A 17,954-nucleotide genomic window follows, 5' to 3' on the forward strand; every position below is an offset into this window, starting at 1 on the left:
GATCATCGGAGCGACTTACTCGACGATCTTGGAGACCACGCCGGCACCAACGGTACGGCCACCTTCGCGAATCGCGAAGCGCAGACCATCTTCCATGGCGATCGGAGCGATCAGGGTCACAGACATTTTCACGTTGTCACCCGGCATTACCATCTCTACGCCTTCCGGCAGCTCACAGGAGCCAGTCACGTCAGTGGTCCGGAAGTAGAACTGAGGACGATAGCCCTTGAAGAACGGAGTATGACGACCACCCTCGTCCTTGCTCAGCACGTACACTTCGCACTCGAACTTGGTGTGCGGAGTGATGGAACCCGGCACCGCCAGTACCTGACCACGCTCAACGTCGTCACGCTTGGTACCACGCAGCAGCGCACCAATGTTCTCACCGGCACGACCTTCGTCCAGCAGCTTGCGGAACATCTCAACACCGGTAACGGTGGTCTTGACGGTATCCTTGATACCTACAATTTCCACTTCGTCGCCAGTCTTGACAATACCACGCTCAACACGGCCGGTCACAACGGTACCACGACCGGAGATGGAGAAGACGTCCTCGATCGGCATCAGGAACGGCTGATCGATGGCACGCTCCGGCTCCGGCAGGTAGTCGTCCAGGGCTTCTACCAGCTTCTTCACAGCGGTAGTACCCATCTCGTTGTCATCCTTGCCTTCCAGCGCCATCAGCGCGGAACCGGTGATGATCGGAGTGTCGTCACCCGGGAAGTCGTACTGGCTCAGCAGGTCGCGAACTTCCATCTCGACCAGCTCCAGCAGCTCCTCGTCATCCACCATGTCAGCCTTGTTCAGGAAGACCACGATGTAAGGAACGCCAACCTGACGGGACAGCAGGATGTGCTCACGGGTCTGCGGCATGGGGCCGTCAGCCGCGGAACATACCAGGATCGCACCGTCCATCTGCGCCGCACCAGTGATCATGTTCTTCACATAGTCAGCGTGGCCCGGGCAATCTACGTGCGCATAGTGACGGTTCGGGGAATCATACTCAACGTGAGACGTCGCGATGGTGATACCACGCGCCTTCTCTTCCGGAGCGTTATCGATCTGGTCGAATGCGCTGGCAGAACCTGTACCCCACACTTCGTGACATACGCGAGTCAGTGCCGCCGTCAGAGTGGTCTTACCATGGTCCACGTGACCAATGGTGCCCACGTTCAGGTGCGGTTTATTACGTTCAAATTTCTCTTTAGACACGGTTACACCTCTTCCTGTTTCTCAAGTCCTGGGATCAACCCTTTTTAATGATCGCTTCGGCAATGTTCGAGGGAGCTTCGGAATATCCGGCAAACTCCATCGCATATGACGCCCGGCCCTGTGTTGCAGAACGCAGGTCGGTGGCGTAACCGAACATCTCCGACAACGGAACTTCTGCACGGATGATCTTGCCCGCGGGGCCTTCATCCATACCCTGGACGACGCCGCGACGACGGTTAAGGTCGCCAACCACATCACCCATGTACTCCTCGGGCGTGACACACTCAACCTTCATGATCGGCTCAAGGATTGCCGGATCGGCTTCCAGGGCACCTTTCTTCATGGCCATGGAACCCGCCACCTTGAACGCCATCTCGTTGGAGTCCACTTCGTGGTAGGAGCCATCGTACAGGGTCGCCTTGATGCGCAGCAGCGGATAACCGGCCAGGCAGCCGTTCTGCATCTGCTCTTCGATACCCTGCTGAACCGCCGGAATGTATTCCTTGGGAACCACACCACCAACGATTTCGTTCACGAAGATAAAGTTCTCGCCATCTTCCTCATCCAGAGGCAGCGGCTCGAGCTTGATCTTGACATGACCGTACTGACCACGACCACCGGACTGACGAACAAACTTGCCTTCGACGTCTACCGGCTTGCGGATACGCTCACGGTAGGCCACCTGGGGCTTACCGATGTTGGCTTCCACTTTGAACTCACGCTTCATACGATCAACGATGATGTCCAGGTGAAGCTCACCCATACCGGAGATGATGGTCTGACCGGATTCCTCATCGGTACGAACGCGGAACGACGGATCTTCCTGGGCCAGCTTGCCAAGGGCAACCCCCATCTTCTCCTGGTCGGCCTTGGACTTCGGCTCCACAGCGACGGAGATAACCGGCTCGGGAAACTCCATGCGCTCCAGGATGATCTTGGCGTTCTCGTCACACAGGGTGTCACCGGTGGTAACACTCTTCAGACCGATGGCCGCCGCAATATCACCAGCCAGCACTTCCTTGATTTCCTGGCGCTCCTTGGAGTGCATCTGAACCATACGGCCGACGCGCTCTTTCTTCTGCTTCACCGAGTTATAGACGGCGCTACCAGACTCCAGCTTACCGGAGTAGACCCGGAAGAACGTCAGGGTGCCTACGAACGGGTCGGTCGCAATCTTGAACGCCAGCGCAGAGAACGGCGCGTCGTCATCCGCCTCACGAGTTTCCTCAGTGCCGTCTTCGTCGACTTCACCACGGATCGCCTTGACTTCATTCGGAGCCGGCAGGAACTCGATAACGGAGTCCAGCACGGCCTGCACACCCTTGTTCTTGAAGGCGGAGCCACAGGTGGCGACAACGATCTCGTTGGCCAGGGTGCGCATGCGCAGACCCTGCTTGATCTCGTCGATGGTCAGGTCGCCTTCCTCAAGGTATTTCTCCATGAGCTCTTCGTTGGCTTCGGCGGCAGCCTCAACCATCTGCTCACGGTACATGGCCACCTCGTCGGCCATTTCCTCGGGAACGTCACGCTGGTCATAGGTTGCACCCGCGTCGTTTTCGTTCCAGTAGATGGCCTTGTTCCGGATCAGGTCGACGATGCCGGCGAACTCGTCCTCTGCCCCAATAGGCAGTTGGATGGGAACGCAGTTTGCGCCCAGACGGTTCTTGATCTGGTCAACCACACGCAGGAAGTTCGCACCGGCACGGTCCATCTTGTTGACGAACACCATGCGCGGAACTTCGTACTTGTTGGCCTGACGCCATACGGTCTCGGACTGGGGCTCAACACCGGAGGAGCCACAGAACACAACCACCGCACCGTCGAGAACCCGCAGCGAACGTTCTACCTCGATGGTGAAGTCAACGTGTCCCGGGGTATCGATGATGTTGATACGATGCTCGTCGTACTGCTTGTCCATGCCCTGCCAGAAACAGGTGGTGGCGGCGGAGGTGATGGTGATACCACGCTCCTGCTCCTGTTCCATCCAGTCCATGGTGGCCGCACCGTCATGCACCTCACCGATCTTGTGGGAGATACCGGTGTAGAACAGTACCCGCTCGGTGGTTGTGGTTTTACCCGCATCCACGTGAGCACAGATACCGATATTTCTGTATCGCTTGATAGGAGTCTTGCGTGCCACTGTATAAACCTCGGCTGATTAGAAACGGAAGTGAGAGAACGCCTTGTTGGCTTCTGCCATGCGGTGAACGTCTTCACGCTTCTTAACAGCGGAGCCCTTGCTGTCAGCGGCGTCCAGGATCTCACCTGCCAGTCGCTGCGCCATGGACTTTTCACCACGCTTCCGTGAGAATTCTACGAGCCAGCGCATCGCCAGCGCGTTTTGACGGGAAGGCCGGACTTCTACGGGCACCTGGTAGGTAGCACCACCCACACGACGGGACTTGACCTCGACCATCGGCTGGATGTTCTCCAGGGCCTTCTCGAACATCTCGATCGGCTCTTCCTTGGATTTCTCGGCAACGATATCGAGAGCGCCGTAAACAATGCGCTCAGCAACAGCTTTCTTGCCACTTTCCATCACATGGTTGATGAACTTGGCCAGCCGTGCACTGCCGAATTTGGGATCCGGGATAATCTCCCGTTTAGCTGCAACTCTTCTTCTAGGCATCGATAAGCCCTTCTTAACATTAAGGTCTTCAGGAACCCCTGAGATAGCACGAAGCTACTCAGCCTTACTCTTATCGTTCGCAGTGACGATAAAAGACACCCATCAGGGACATCAGGACTTGGGTCGTTTAGTACCGTACTTGGAGCGGCCCTGCTTACGGTTCTGTACACCCTGGGTGTCCAGCGTTCCGCGAACAGTGTGATAGCGCACACCCGGAAGGTCTTTAACTCGACCGCCACGGATCAGCACAACACTGTGCTCCTGAAGGTTGTGACCTTCACCACCGATGTATGAGGAAACCTCGTAGCCGTTGGTCAGACGAACACGGCACACTTTACGCAGTGCTGAGTTCGGCTTCTTCGGCGTAGTCGTATATACACGAGTGCATACACCACGACGCTGAGGGCAGGCCTGCAGAGCAGGAACATCACTCTTGGCCACCCGGCGTTTACGAGGCTTACGTACCAACTGGTTGATCGTTGCCATGTAAGCAAACTCCAAAAAAACCATTCCAATGAAACTTACCCCCGCAGAACGGGGGTAAAAATTAAGGGACGCAAGTGTAAGCCCGCGCCCCAGGTCAGTCAAGAAGACTGATTCCTTTTTAACCACCCCGGAATCCGTAGTTCCCGGGGGGGGTTACAGACCGCCGGGGATCAGTCCTCCCGGTTGAGCTCGGCGCTCAGAGCCTCTACCACGTCTTCCGCGGTGACACCCTGCTCTTCCAGCTCGCGCTTGCGGCGGCGTTCGTTGTGGTAGGCCAGACCGGTACCCGCCGGGATCAAACGACCCACTACCACGTTTTCCTTCAGGCCGCGGAGGAAATCACGCTTCCCGGTAACGGCACCTTCGGTGAGCACCCGGGTGGTCTCCTGGAACGATGCCGCGGAAATGAACGACTCGGTGGCCAGGGAGGCCTTGGTGATACCCAGCAGCTGACGCTCGCCCCGCGCAGGCTGCTTGTCCGCCGCCACTGCGGCTTCGTTGGCATCCAGGAACTGATGGTATTCCACCTGGTCCCCGGCCAGCAGGTTGGTCTCGCCGGGCTCGGTGATTTCCACCTTGCGCAGCATCTGGCGAACGATAACCTCGATGTGTTTATCGTTGATGACAACGCCCTGCAGACGATACACGTCCTGGATCTCGTTGGTGATGTACTTGGCCAGCTCGACCACACCCAGCAGGCGCAGGATGTCGTGGGGGTTGGACGGGCCATCGGAAATGACCTCACCCTTCTCCACGGTTTCACCCTCGAACACGTTGAGCTGACGCCACTTGGGAATCAGCACCTCGTACGGGTCACCATCCTTCGGTGTAATCACCAGGCGTTTCTTGCCTTTGGTTTCCTTGCCGAAGGACACGGTGCCGGTGATTTCCGCCAGGATGGACGGCTCCTTGGGACGACGGGCCTCGAACAGGTCGGCAACCCGCGGCAGACCGCCGGTGATGTCCCGGGTCTTGGAGCTTTCCTGGGGAATCCGGGCAACCACGTCACCCACTTCCACATCGGCGCCATCGGCCAGGGTCACCAGCGCGTCGGCCGGCAGGAAGTAGTGGGCCGGCGAACCGCCAGGCAAGTCCACTTCCTTACCCTTGGCATCCACCAGTTCGACCGCCGGACGCAGGTCCTTGCCTGCCGCCGGGCGATCCTTGGGATCGATCACCTGGATGGTGGACAGGCCGGTCAGCTCATCGGTCTGGGTCCGGATCGTAATACCCTGATCCATGCCAACGAACTTCGCCTTACCCTTGCCTTCGGCGATGATCGGGTGGGTGTGCGGATCCCACTTGGCCACTACGGCACCGGCTTCCACATGGTCACCGTGCTTAACGGACAGCACCGCACCGTAGGGCAGCTTGTACCACTCACGTTCACGGCCCTGCTCATCGGCTACGGCCAGGGCGGAAGAGCGGGAAACCACTACCAGCGAGCCATCGGTCTTCTCGATGGACTTCATGTTGTGCAGACGGATCTGTCCACCATGCTTGACCTGGATGTTGTCCACGGCGGAGGCCCGGCTGGCGGCACCCCCGATGTGGAAGGTCCGCATGGTCAGCTGGGTACCCGGCTCACCGATGGACTGGGCCGCGATAACACCCACGGCTTCACCCACGTTGACCAGGTGGCCACGGGCCAGGTCACGACCGTAACAATTGGCACACACGCCATGGCGCGCCTCACAGGTAATGGCGGACCGTACCCAGACCTCATCCACACCGGCGCCTTCGATCATCTCGATGGTCTTCTCGTCCAGCAGGGTGCCGGCTTCAACCACCGCATTTTCCTTGTCGGTCGGCGTAAACACATCACGGGCCGTGACGCGGCCCAGGACACGATCGCCCAGGGGCACGACAACGTCGCCACCTTCGATGTGCGGCGTCATCAGCAGGCCTTCCTCGGTACCACAGTCGGCGTCGGTCACCACCAGATCCTGGGACACGTCCACCAGACGACGGGTCAGGTAACCGGAGTTCGCGGTCTTCAGGGCGGTATCTGCCAGACCCTTACGGGCACCGTGGGTGGAGATGAAGTACTGCAGTACGTTCAGACCTTCACGGAAGTTCGCGGTAATCGGCGTTTCGATGATGGAGCCATCTGGCTTGGCCATCAGCCCCCGCATGCCGGCGAGCTGACGGATCTGGGCGGGGGAACCCCGGGCACCGGAGTCGGCCATCATGTATACGGAGTTGAAGGACTCCTGCATGACCGGCTCACCGTCTTCGCCGAATACCGGCTCACCTTCGGCATCCACCACCTGCTCCTGGGAGAGGCGATCCATCATGGCCTTGGAGACCTTGTCGTTGGCCCGGGACCAGATATCGATAACCTTGTTGTACTTCTCGCCCTGGGTCAGCAGGCCCGAGGAGTACTGGGATTCGATTTCCTTCACCTCGTCGGTGGCGGCGTCGACCAGCTCGTACTTCTCCGGAGGAATCTCGAAGTCGTTGAAGCCGATGGAGGTACCTGACACAGTCGCGAAGTGGAAGCCCATGTACATAAGCTGGTCCGCGAAGATGACGGTATCCTTCAGGCCGGCGATCCGGTAACAGGTATTGATCAGGTTGGAGATCGCCTTCTTGGTCATCGGGCGGTTGACGGTCTCGTAAGACAGGCCATCCGGCACGATATCAAACAATAGCGCCCGACCCACCACGGTATCCACGATAACGTGCTCGGTCTTCAGCTCCTCGTTCTCGTCGTAGGTGACTTCCTTGACGCGAACCTTGATCTTCGCCTGCAGGTCAACCGCACCCGCGCCGTAGGCACGATGTACTTCCTTTACGTCGGCGAAAACACGATCTTCCCCAACGGCGCTCTTGCGCTCACGGGTCATGTAGTACAGACCCAGAACCACGTCCTGGGACGGCACGATGATGGGCTCGCCGTTGGCCGGAGACAGTACGTTGTTGGTGGACATCATCAACGCACGGGCTTCAAGCTGGGCTTCCAGGGTCAGCGGCACATGGACCGCCATCTGGTCACCGTCAAAGTCGGCGTTGTAGGCCGCACACACCAGCGGGTGCAGCTGGATCGCCTTGCCTTCGATGAGCACCGGCTCGAATGCCTGGATACCCAGACGGTGCAGGGTCGGCGCCCGGTTCAGCAGGATCGGGTGCTCACGGATAACCTCGTCGAGGATATCCCAGACCACGCCCTCTTCCCGCTCCACCATCTTCTTGGCCGCCTTGATGGTGGTAGCCAGGCCGCGGTGCTCCAGCTTGGAGAAGATGAACGGCTTGAACAGCTCCAGGGCCATCTTCTTGGGCAGACCACACTGATGCAGGCGCAGGTAGGGACCAACCACGATCACGGAACGGCCCGAGTAGTCCACGCGCTTACCCAGCAGGTTCTGACGGAAGCGACCCTGCTTACCCTTGATCATGTCAGCCAGGGACTTCAGCGGCCGCTTGTTGGTGCCGGTGATGGCACGGCCACGACGGCCGTTGTCCAGCAGGGCATCCACCGCTTCCTGCAGCATGCGCTTCTCGTTGCGCACGATGATGTCCGGGGCGTTCAGCTCCAGCAGGCGCTTGAGGCGGTTGTTCCGGTTGATCACACGACGGTAGAGGTCGTTGAGATCAGAGGTGGCAAAGCGGCCACCGTCCAGCGGTACCAGCGGACGCAGATCCGGCGGCAGCACCGGCAGCACGGTCATGACCATGTCGCCGGGGCGGTTGCCGGAGTACAGGAAGGCTTCCAGGATCTTCAGTCGCTTGGTGAACTTCTTGATCTTGGTCTCTGAGTTGGTCTGCGGGATTTCCTCACGCAGCTGGTCCACCTCGGCCTGCAGGTCGATGTCTTCCAGCAGCATCTTGACCGCTTCGGCACCCATGCGGGCATCGAACTCATCACCGAACTCTTCCAGGGCCTCGTAGTACTGCTCGTCGTTCAGCAACTGGCCACGCTCGAGGGTGGTCATGCCCGGGTCGATCACGATGAACGACTCGAAGTACAGGACACGCTCGATGTCACGCAGGGTCATGTCCAGCATCATACCGATGCGGGACGGCAGTGACTTGAGGAACCAGATGTGAGCCACCGGGCTCGCCAGTTCGATATGGCCCATGCGCTCACGACGAACGCTGGCCAGGGCAACCTCGACACCACACTTTTCACAGATGACGCCACGGTGTTTGAGACGCTTGTACTTGCCGCACAGGCACTCGTAGTCCTTGATCGGACCAAAGATCTTGGCGCAGAACAGGCCGTCACGCTCGGGCTTGAAGGTCCGATAGTTGATGGTCTCGGGCTTCTTTACTTCCCCGAAGGACCAGGAACGGATCATGTCAGGCGACGCCAGGCCAATACGGATGGCGTCAAATTCCTTGCTCTGGTTCTGGCTCTTGAGAAGATTCAGCAAATCTTTCATCAGTAACAGCTCCGGATGGCGTTAATCTCGGGCGGGCACCGAGGGTGCCCGCTCACGCTGCCAAAAAACGATTCGGCTTACTCGGATTCCAGCTCGATGTCGATACCCAGCGAGCGGATCTCCTTGACAAGAACGTTGAAGGACTCAGGCATACCCGGCTCCATCCGGTGGTCTCCATCCACAATGTTCTTGTACATCTTGGTACGGCCATTCACGTCGTCAGACTTGACGGTGAGCATTTCCTGCAGTGTGTAGGCCGCGCCGTAGGCTTCCAGCGCCCAGACTTCCATCTCACCGAACCGCTGGCCACCGAACTGCGCCTTACCACCCAGCGGCTGCTGGGTAACCAGGCTGTAGGAGCCGGTGGACCGTGCGTGCATCTTGTCGTCGATCAGGTGGTTCAACTTCAGCATGTACATGTAGCCAACCGTCACAGGACGATCAAACTCGTCGCCGGTGCGGCCATCGTACAGCTTGACCTGACCACTGGTATCCATGTCAGCCAGCTCAAGCATGTGCTTCACTTCAGCTTCCTTGGCACCATCGAAGACCGCGGTCGCCATCGGGACACCGCCCCGCAGGTTGCCGGCAAGCGCAATCATCTCGTCGTCACTGAGGCTGTCCAGATCCACACTGGGCACGGCCTCGCTGTGATTGTAGATCTTGCCCAGCAGTTCCCGGACCTCAGCCACCTTGCGCTGCTGCTCCAGCATGTCGTTGATCTTGCGACCAAGACCCTTGGCAGCGGCACCCAGATGGGTTTCCAGGACCTGACCGACGTTCATCCGCGACGGTACACCCAGCGGGTTCAGCACCACGTCAACCGGATTGCCGTCTTCGTCGTAGGGCATGTCCTCTACTGGCATGACAGCGGAGATAACACCCTTGTTCCCGTGACGACCGGCCATCTTGTCACCGGGCTGCACACGACGCTTGATTGCCAGGTAAACCTTGACGATCTTGAGCACACCCGGCGCCAGGTCATCGCCCTGCTGCAGCTTGCGCTTCTTGTCGTCGAACCGTTCCTCGTGTTCCTTCTTGCGGTCCTCCAGGCTCTGCTCGGACTTCTCCAGCAGCTCGTTGAGCGCTTCGTCCTTCATCCGCAGCTTGAACCACTGGTCCCGTTCCAGACCTTCCAGGTATTCCTGATCCAGTACCGCGCCTTTCTTCAGGCCCGGACCACTGATCACTTCCTGGCCGTTCAGGGCGTAAGTCAGACGCTCGAAGGTGGCACCTTCCACAATCCGGTACTCGTCCTTCAGGTCCTTGCGGTACTGGTTGAGCTGATCCTGTTCGATGGACAGGGCCCGCTCGTCCTTCTCGATGCCATCACGGGTGAACACCTGGACATCGATAACGGTACCGCGGGTACCGGCGGAAACCCGTGAGGAGGTGTCCTTCACATCGGACGCCTTCTCACCAAAAATCGCCCTCAGCAGCTTCTCTTCCGGGGTCAGTTGGGTCTCGCCCTTCGGCGTCACCTTGCCAACCAGGATGTCACCGGGGCCGACTTCCGCACCAATGTACACAATGCCGGACTCGTCCAGCTTGGCCAGGGCACTCTCACCCACGTTGGGAATATCCGCGGTGATTTCCTCGCTGCCCAGCTTGGTATCACGGGCGACACAGGTCAGTTCCTGGATATGGATACTGGTGAAGCGATCCTCCTGCACCACCTTCTCGGAGATCAGGATCGAGTCCTCGAAGTTGTAGCCGTTCCAGGGCATGAACGCGATGCGCATGTTCTGCCCCAGCGCCAGCTCACCCAGGTCCACGGACGGGCCATCGGCCAGTACGTCGCCCCGGGCCACCACATCACCCTGCTTCACGATAGAGCGCTGATTGATGCAGGTGTTCTGGTTGGAACGGGTGTACTTGGTGAGATTGTAGATATCCACACCCGCATCACCGGCCTCGGTCTCGTCATCCGCAACACGGACCACTATACGGGCAGCATCCACGTCCTCAATCACACCACCGCGACGGGCGGTCACACAGACACCGGAGTCCTGCGCCACAATGCGCTCCAGACCCGTACCTACCAGCGGCTTGTCGGCACGCAGGGTGGGAACAGCCTGACGCTGCATGTTGGAACCCATCAGGGCCCGGTTGGCGTCGTCATGCTCGAGGAACGGAATCAGGGAGGCCGCCACCGACACCACCTGGCGCGGGGAAACGTCCATGAAATTCACGTTCTCCGGCGGAGTAACGGTGAATTCGTTCTGGTGACGCACGGTAACCAGCTCATCCGCCAGGCGGCCTTCGTCGGTCAGAGCCGAACTGGCCTGGGCGATGATGAAATTACTTTCTTCAATGGCGGACAGATAGACAATCTCGTCTGTTACCTGGCCATCGATAACCTTCCGGTACGGACTCTCAAGGAAGCCGTAGGAGTTGGTCCGGGCATAGGTCGCCAGCGAGTTGATCAGGCCGATGTTCGGACCTTCCGGCGTCTCGATGGGACAGACACGCCCGTAGTGGGTCGGATGTACGTCCCGAACCTCAAAGCCGGCACGCTCACGGGTCAGACCACCGGGACCAAGGGCCGATACGCGGCGCTTGTGGGTCACCTCGGACAGCGGGTTGTTCTGGTCCATGAACTGGGACAGCTGGCTGGAACCGAAGAACTCCTTCACCGCCGCGGCTACCGGTTTGGCATTGATCAGATCCTGGGGCATCAGGCCTTCGCTTTCCGCCAGGCTCAGACGCTCACGGACCGCCCGTTCGACGCGAACCAGGCCTACACGGAACTGGTTCTCGGCCATTTCGCCAACACAGCGGATCCGACGGTTACCCAGGTTATCGATGTCGTCGACATTGCCGTTACCGTTACGGATATCGATCAGCGTCCTGAGAACATCGATGATATCGTCGTTGGTCAGGGTGCCTTCGCCAGTACTCTCTTCACGGCCCAGGCGACGGTTCAGCTTCATCCGGCCTACAGCGGACAGGTCGTAACGCTCTTCGGAGAAGAACAGGTTGTTGAACAGGTTCTCCGCAGACTCCTTGGTGGGCGGCTCGCCCGGACGCATCATCCGGTAGATTTCCACCAGGGCTTCAAGCTGGGTACGGGTCGGATCGATCCGGATGGTATCGGACATGAACGGACCGCAGTCGAGATCGTTGGTGTACAGGGTCTCGACCTCGGTGATGCCAGCACCCAGGATTTTCTCCATCACCTCTTCGGTGATTTCGGTGTTGCACTCCACCAGGACTTCGCCGGTCTTGGTGTCCACCATATCGTTGGCGATGACCCGACCGTGGAGGTAGGAGGTGGGCACTTCCAGCTCGGTAATGCCGGATTTTTCCAGCTGACGGATATGCCGGGCGGTCACACGGCGACCTTCCTCGACGATGACGGAACCGTCCTTGTCCTTGATATCGAAGGTAGCAATATCACCACGCAGGCGGCTCGGCACCAGCTCCAGGCGCGAAGTCTCCTCCGCCACGGTGAACTTACTGGTGTCGAAGAACATCTCGAGCATTTGCTCGGAGGTGTAGCCCAGGGCACGCAGCAGGATGCTGGCAGGCAGCTTCCGGCGGCGATCGATCCGGACAAACACGGAATCCTTGGGATCGAATTCAAAGTCCAGCCAGGAACCACGGTAAGGAATCACCCGGGCGGAATAGAGCAGCTTCCCGGAGGAGTGGGTCTTGCCCTTGTCGTGATCAAAGAACACACCGGGAGAACGGTGAAGCTGGGACACAATGACCCGCTCGGTACCATTGACCACAAAGGTGCCGTTCTCCGTCATCAGGGGCATTTCGCCCATGTAGACTTCCTGTTCCTTGATGTCCTTGATGGCCTTGTTGGACGATTCACGGTCGTAGATTATCAGGCGAACTTTCACGCGCAGAGGTGCAGCATAGGTCACGCCCCGCAGCTGACATTCCTTGACGTCGAACACCGGATCGCCGATACGGTAGCTCACGTACTCAAGCGCCGCGTTGCCAGAGTAACTGACAATCGGGAATACGGATTTGAAGGCTGCGTGCAGACCAGTTTCCTGGCGTGCATCAGCGTCGGCTTCCATTTGCAGGAAGTCCCGGTAAGAATCGAGCTGGATAGCCAGCAAGTAGGGGACATCCATCACGGAAGGCAATTTACTGAAATCTTTGCGAATCCGCTTTTTCTCAGTGTAGGAGTAAGTCATCTGCATTCCCCAGCGTTAGACCTGATACCTGGTATCAAGAAGCAACCATTTACCTGCTTCGGGGCCGAGTTGCTCGGCATACTGCGCCGTCTTGAACAAGACTCTGGCTGTAGGTGACGGAGGCAGACTACTCACTATAGCAACTGCATCCATCTCTATAGCATATATACAACAGAAAAAGGCCGGTGGCCTGGAGCCACCAGCCTATCCATGCCTACTGCACGGAACCGATCAAGAGTCGGCGATTACTTGAGCTCAACAGAAGCGCCTGCTTCCTCAAGCTTCTTCTTGGCTTCTTCTGCGTCGTCCTTGGAAGCAGCTTCCTTGATGGTGGACGGAGCGGAGTCAACCATTTCCTTCGCTTCCTTCAGACCCAGACCGGTCAGCTCGCGAACGGCCTTGATGACGTTCACTTTCTTCTCGCCCGGGCCGGTCAGAACAACGTCGAACTCGGTCTGCTCTTCAGCAGCGGCGGCTTCGCCACCAGCAGCAGCCGGTGCAGCGGCAACGGCAGCAGCAGCGGATACGTTGAACTTTTCTTCCATTGCTTCTACGAGCTCAACAACTTCCATTACGCTCATTTCAGCGATTGCATTCAGAATATCGTCTTTAGACAGAGCCATGACTTTCTCCAAAAAAAGTAAAAATGGTTTTCAACAGAATCAAGCAGCGTCTTGCTTCTGGTCTCGGACTGCAGCTACTACGCGGGTAACTCTGCCCGGAACATCGTTCAGAGTGCGTACAAGCTTGGTAACCGGTGCCTGTGTGACAATAGCCAGCTGGGTAAGCGCTTCGTGAAGCGTCGGCAGCGTGGCAAGACGGTCGAGTTGTTCCGCGCCCATCAGCTCACCGCCGAAGGCCAGACCCTTGATCTCGAACGCGTCATTCCCTTTGGCAAAATCCTTCAGCAGACGCGCAGCGGCGCCCGGATCTTCCATAGAGAATGCCAGGATGGTAGGACCAACCAGGGCTTCGTCAATGCACTCGAACTCGGTGCCGCGAATGGCAATCTTGGTCAGGTTGTTACGAACAACCTTCAGACGCACATTTTCGGCCCGGGCCTTGGCACGAAGCGCCGTCATGTCACCAGCAGTGACACCACGGTAGTCAGCCATAACCACAGACAGAGCAGTACCAGCAGTCTCGTTGACTTCAGCGACGATCGCCTTCTTGTCTTCGAGTCTAATTGCCACTGGATTTCTCCTCGATTTCGCCGGAAGGTTTCCGGCAAACCCATCGTTGCCCTAAAACACCGCTATGACCTGCTGCGCTCGGCCATTCGTCGCTGGAGAGACCTTCGAAATGCTCATGTACTGATCGTACACTCTGCTTTCTCAGTCCTCTCCGCCTAGACTGTCCGTCGCTCGCGACGGTCATAACGTCGTTTATGTGGGCGCCTAACGGTGTTTGGGTTCAGAGAACGTCTTCACACCGTCTGCGCAGGCGTTGCTTTAACCCTTATGGCCCTTGTGCCCCGAAGGGCGAGGGCCGCGGGGGCCTGCGGTCTTTGACAGCCTTGGCTTCCGCCTAGACTACAAAGGTTCTGCCAACCAGGGGTCAGATGTTCAGTGAACCCTGGTCAACAGTGAGGCCAGGACCCATCGTCGAGGACAGGGATACCTTCTTCAGGTATACGCCCTTGGACGATGCAGGCTTGGCCTTTTTCAGGTCTGCGATCAGTGCCTCAAGGTTTTCCTTGATAGCCTGGGCAGTGAATTCAACATTCCCCATCGGGGCATGGATGATGCCGTTCTTGTCGGTGCGGTAGCGAACCTGACCGGCCTTGGCATTCTTGACCGCGGTTTCCACATCCGGCGTCACGGTGCCAACCTTCGGGTTCGGCATCAGGCCACGCGGACCCAGGATCTGACCCAACTGACCAACGACACGCATCGCGTCCGGAGTGGCGATAACCACGTCGAAATCCATGTTGCCTTTCTTGACCTCGTCAGCCAGGTCATCCATACCCACGATGTCAGCACCGGCTTCTTTGGCCTTGTCGGCATTGGCGCCCTGGGTAAAGACGGCGACACGTACGGTCTTGCCGGTACCGTTGGGCAGAACGGTGCTGCTGCGAACCACCTGGTCGGATTTACGTGCATCAACGCCCAGGTTTACGGAAACGTCGATGGATTCCTTGAACTTGACGGAACTGCCCAGTTCAACCAGCAGTGATACGGCTTCATCAACAGTGTATGCGCGGTTGGAATCAACCTTTTCGCGAATCAGCTTCTGACGCTTGCTCAGCTTAGCCATCTTACAGACCCTCCACGTTCAGGCCCATGCTACGGGCAGTACCAGCAATGGTGCGGACGGCCGCATCCATGTCAGCAGCGGTCAGGTCAGGCTCTTTGGTCTTGACGATCTCTTCCAGCTGCTCGCGGGTCACGGTGCCTACCTTGTCGGTGTTCGGACGACCGGATCCACTCTTGATACCGGCCGCTTTTTTCAGCAGAACCGGTGCCGGCGGGGTCTTGGTGATAAAGGTGAAGCTGCGGTCACTGTAGACGGTGATCACGACCGGAGTCGGCAGACCCGGCTCAATGTTCTGGGTCTCGGCATTGAACGCCTTGCAGAACTCCATGATATTGACACCGTGCTGACCCAACGCCGGGCCAACGGGGGGACTCGGGTTGGCCTGACCGGCAGCAACCTGAAGCTTGATATACGCTTCGATCTTCTTAGCCATGATGGTTCTCCTATGGGTGCGAACGCCTTTCGGCTCCCCGGTTTTCAGACACAAAAAGCCCGCTTCACCAGTGTGAGCGAGCCTTTCGTTTCAGCGATGGCTCAGTCCTTCTCGACCTGGCCAAATTCCAACTCGACCGGAGTGGAACGACCAAAGATCAGCACTGCCACCTTGACACGACTCTTGTCGTAATCGACTTCTTCCACAACGCCATTGAAATCGGCGAAGGGGCCTTCGATGACCCGGACAATCTCGCCGGGCTCGAACAGTGTTTTCGGCTTGGGCTGGTCCACGCCACTTTCAACGCGACGCAGGATGGCCTCGGCCTCTTTCTCGGTAATCGGAGCGGGCTTGTCTTTGGTGCCGCCAATAAAACCAAGAACGCGTGGGGTATCCTTAACAAGATGCCACGTCGCGTCATCCATTTCCATCTGGACAAGCACGTACCCGGGATAGAACTTGCGCTCACTCTTGCGCTTCTTCCCGTCACGCATTTCAACGACTTCCTCGGTCGGAACCAGGACATCGCCGAAGCGGTCTTCCATGCCATTCAGCGCAATACGCTCCTTGAGCGTACGCATGACATGCTTCTCAAAGCCGGAATACGCCTGAACCACAAACCAGTGCTTAGCCATTGCCTGCCCCTGCCTATCCGATGAAACCCTGAACCAGGAAACCGATGAAGGAGTCCATACCCCACAGGATGAGCGCCACCACCAGCACAAACACAACGACGATGGCCGTGGTCTGAATCAACTCGGGGCGGGTAGGCCAAACAACCTTGCGGATCTCAACCCTGGCTTCCTTCAACAGGGTCGCGAAACGACGCCCGCGTTCGGTCTGGAGCGCCACAAAAGCGGCAACCAGAGCCAGAGCCACCAACCCAAGCACTCGATAGAGCACTGATTCGGCACTGAAATACTGATTACCGACAACACCTACGGCAATCAAAACGAAAACAACCAGCCACTTGATAACATCAAAGCGGCTGGTCGACTGTTGGGCTTTTGACTCCATAGGAATCAGCTTATGTATCCAGACGTTTTATAAATGGCAGGCCAGGAGGGAATCGAACCCCCAACCTGCGGTTTTGGAGACCGCTGCTCTGCCAATTGAGCTACTGGCCTGCACCGAAACCTTTTTACCGGTGCGACAAAAGGACTGCACAAGGCAGCCCTCCTGCTTTCAGATCATCGGAGCGACTTACTCGACGATCTTGGAGACCACGCCGGCACCAACGGTACGGCCACCTTCGCGAATCGCGAAGCGCAGACCATCTTCCATGGCGATCGGAGCGATCAGGGTCACAGACATTTTCACGTTGTCACCCGGCATTACCATCTCTACGCCTTCCGGCAGCTCACAGGAGCCAGTCACGTCAGTGGTCCGGAAGTAGAACTGAGGACGATAGCCCTTGAAGAACGGAGTATGACGACCACCCTCGTCCTTGCTCAGCACGTACACTTCGCACTCGAACTTGGTGTGCGGAGTGATGGAACCCGGCACCGCCAGTACCTGACCACGCTCAACGTCGTCACGCTTGGTACCACGCAGCAGCGCACCAATGTTCTCACCGGCACGACCTTCGTCCAGCAGCTTGCGGAACATCTCAACACCGGTAACGGTGGTCTTGACGGTATCCTTGATACCTACAATTTCCACTTCGTCGCCAGTCTTGACAATACCACGCTCAACACGGCCGGTCACAACGGTACCACGACCGGAGATGGAGAAGACGTCCTCGATCGGCATCAGGAACGGCTGATCGATGGCACGCTCCGGCTCCGGCAGGTAGTCGTCCAGGGCTTCTACCAGCTTCTTCACAGCGGTAGTACCCATCTCGTTGTCATCCTTGCCTTCCAGCGCCATCAGCGCGGAACCGGTGATGATCGGAGTGTCGTCACCCGGGAAGTCGTACTGGCTCAGCAGGTCGCGAACTTCCATCTCGACCAGCTCCAGCAGCTCCTCGTCATCCACCATGTCAGCCTTGTTCAGGAAGACCACGATGTAAGGAACGCCAACCTGACGGGACAGCAGGATGTGCTCACGGGTCTGCGGCATGGGGCCGTCAGCCGCGGAACATACCAGGATCGCACCGTCCATCTGCGCCGCACCAGTGATCATGTTCTTCACATAGTCAGCGTGGCCCGGGCAATCTACGTGCGCATAGTGACGGTTCGGGGAATCATACTCAACGTGAGACGTCGCGATGGTGATACCACGCGCCTTCTCTTCCGGAGCGTTATCGATCTGGTCGAATGCGCTGGCAGAACCTGTACCCCACACTTCGTGACATACGCGAGTCAGTGCCGCCGTCAGAGTGGTCTTACCATGGTCCACGTGACCAATGGTGCCCACGTTCAGGTGCGGTTTATTACGTTCAAATTTCTCTTTAGACA

Annotated in this window: 13 protein-coding genes and 1 tRNA gene; all 14 read right to left on the minus strand. The window is 58.1% G+C overall.

What is annotated here, in order from left to right; translation table 11 throughout:
• Positions 1–15 precede the first annotated feature (15 nt).
• Complete coding sequence (tuf, locus tag ACJO3T_RS02590; protein ID WP_406961216.1) at positions 16–1,212, minus strand: elongation factor Tu; 1,197 nt, start codon at positions 1,210–1,212, stop codon at positions 16–18.
• A gap of 34 nt (positions 1,213–1,246) precedes the next feature.
• Entirely contained in the window at positions 1,247–3,352 is a 2,106-nt protein-coding gene (gene fusA / locus ACJO3T_RS02595) for an elongation factor G (RefSeq protein WP_406961218.1), read from the minus strand.
• An 18-nt stretch (positions 3,353–3,370) separates the two neighbouring features.
• On the minus strand, positions 3,371–3,841 hold the full coding sequence (gene rpsG, locus ACJO3T_RS02600; protein WP_248236459.1) for a 30S ribosomal protein S7: 471 nt from the start codon (positions 3,839–3,841) through the stop codon (positions 3,371–3,373).
• 111 nt (positions 3,842–3,952) lie between these two features.
• Positions 3,953–4,327, minus strand: a complete 375-nt coding sequence (gene rpsL, locus ACJO3T_RS02605; protein WP_189577124.1) for a 30S ribosomal protein S12 — start codon at positions 4,325–4,327, stop codon at positions 3,953–3,955.
• Between the two features lie 170 nt (positions 4,328–4,497).
• Positions 4,498–8,712, minus strand: coding sequence for a DNA-directed RNA polymerase subunit beta' (gene rpoC / locus ACJO3T_RS02610; RefSeq protein ID WP_406977695.1), 4,215 nt, complete (start codon positions 8,710–8,712; stop codon positions 4,498–4,500).
• 77 nt (positions 8,713–8,789) lie between these two features.
• Complete coding sequence (rpoB, locus tag ACJO3T_RS02615) at positions 8,790–12,866, minus strand: DNA-directed RNA polymerase subunit beta (protein ID WP_406961223.1); 4,077 nt, start codon at positions 12,864–12,866, stop codon at positions 8,790–8,792.
• A gap of 245 nt (positions 12,867–13,111) precedes the next feature.
• Positions 13,112–13,489 (minus strand): 50S ribosomal protein L7/L12, encoded by a 378-nt coding sequence (gene rplL, locus ACJO3T_RS02620; RefSeq protein WP_406961225.1) that lies wholly within the window; start codon positions 13,487–13,489, stop codon positions 13,112–13,114.
• 39 nt (positions 13,490–13,528) lie between these two features.
• A complete protein-coding gene (gene rplJ / locus ACJO3T_RS02625) occupies positions 13,529–14,059 on the minus strand; it encodes a 50S ribosomal protein L10 (protein ID WP_406961226.1) in 531 nt (176 codons plus the stop codon).
• A gap of 364 nt (positions 14,060–14,423) precedes the next feature.
• On the minus strand, positions 14,424–15,122 hold the full coding sequence (gene rplA, locus ACJO3T_RS02630; protein WP_406961228.1) for a 50S ribosomal protein L1: 699 nt from the start codon (positions 15,120–15,122) through the stop codon (positions 14,424–14,426).
• Between the two features lies 1 nt (position 15,123).
• Positions 15,124–15,555: a 50S ribosomal protein L11 gene (gene rplK, locus ACJO3T_RS02635; protein ID WP_328185210.1), complete on the minus strand. Its 432-nt coding sequence runs from the start codon at positions 15,553–15,555 to the stop codon at positions 15,124–15,126.
• 101 nt (positions 15,556–15,656) lie between these two features.
• Positions 15,657–16,190, minus strand: coding sequence for a transcription termination/antitermination protein NusG (nusG, locus tag ACJO3T_RS02640; RefSeq protein WP_328185209.1), 534 nt, complete (start codon positions 16,188–16,190; stop codon positions 15,657–15,659).
• A gap of 13 nt (positions 16,191–16,203) precedes the next feature.
• Positions 16,204–16,572: a preprotein translocase subunit SecE gene (gene secE, locus ACJO3T_RS02645; protein WP_406961230.1), complete on the minus strand. Its 369-nt coding sequence runs from the start codon at positions 16,570–16,572 to the stop codon at positions 16,204–16,206.
• Between the two features lie 34 nt (positions 16,573–16,606).
• Positions 16,607–16,682 (minus strand) — tRNA-Trp (locus ACJO3T_RS02650).
• Positions 16,683–16,758: 76 nt separating this feature from the next.
• A partial coding sequence (tuf, locus tag ACJO3T_RS02655; RefSeq protein ID WP_406960789.1) for an elongation factor Tu occupies positions 16,759–17,954 on the minus strand: 1,196 nt, incomplete at its 5' end.

Source organism: Marinobacter shunpengi (genome assembly GCF_045449715.1).
GTDB lineage: Bacteria > Pseudomonadota > Gammaproteobacteria > Pseudomonadales > Oleiphilaceae > Marinobacter.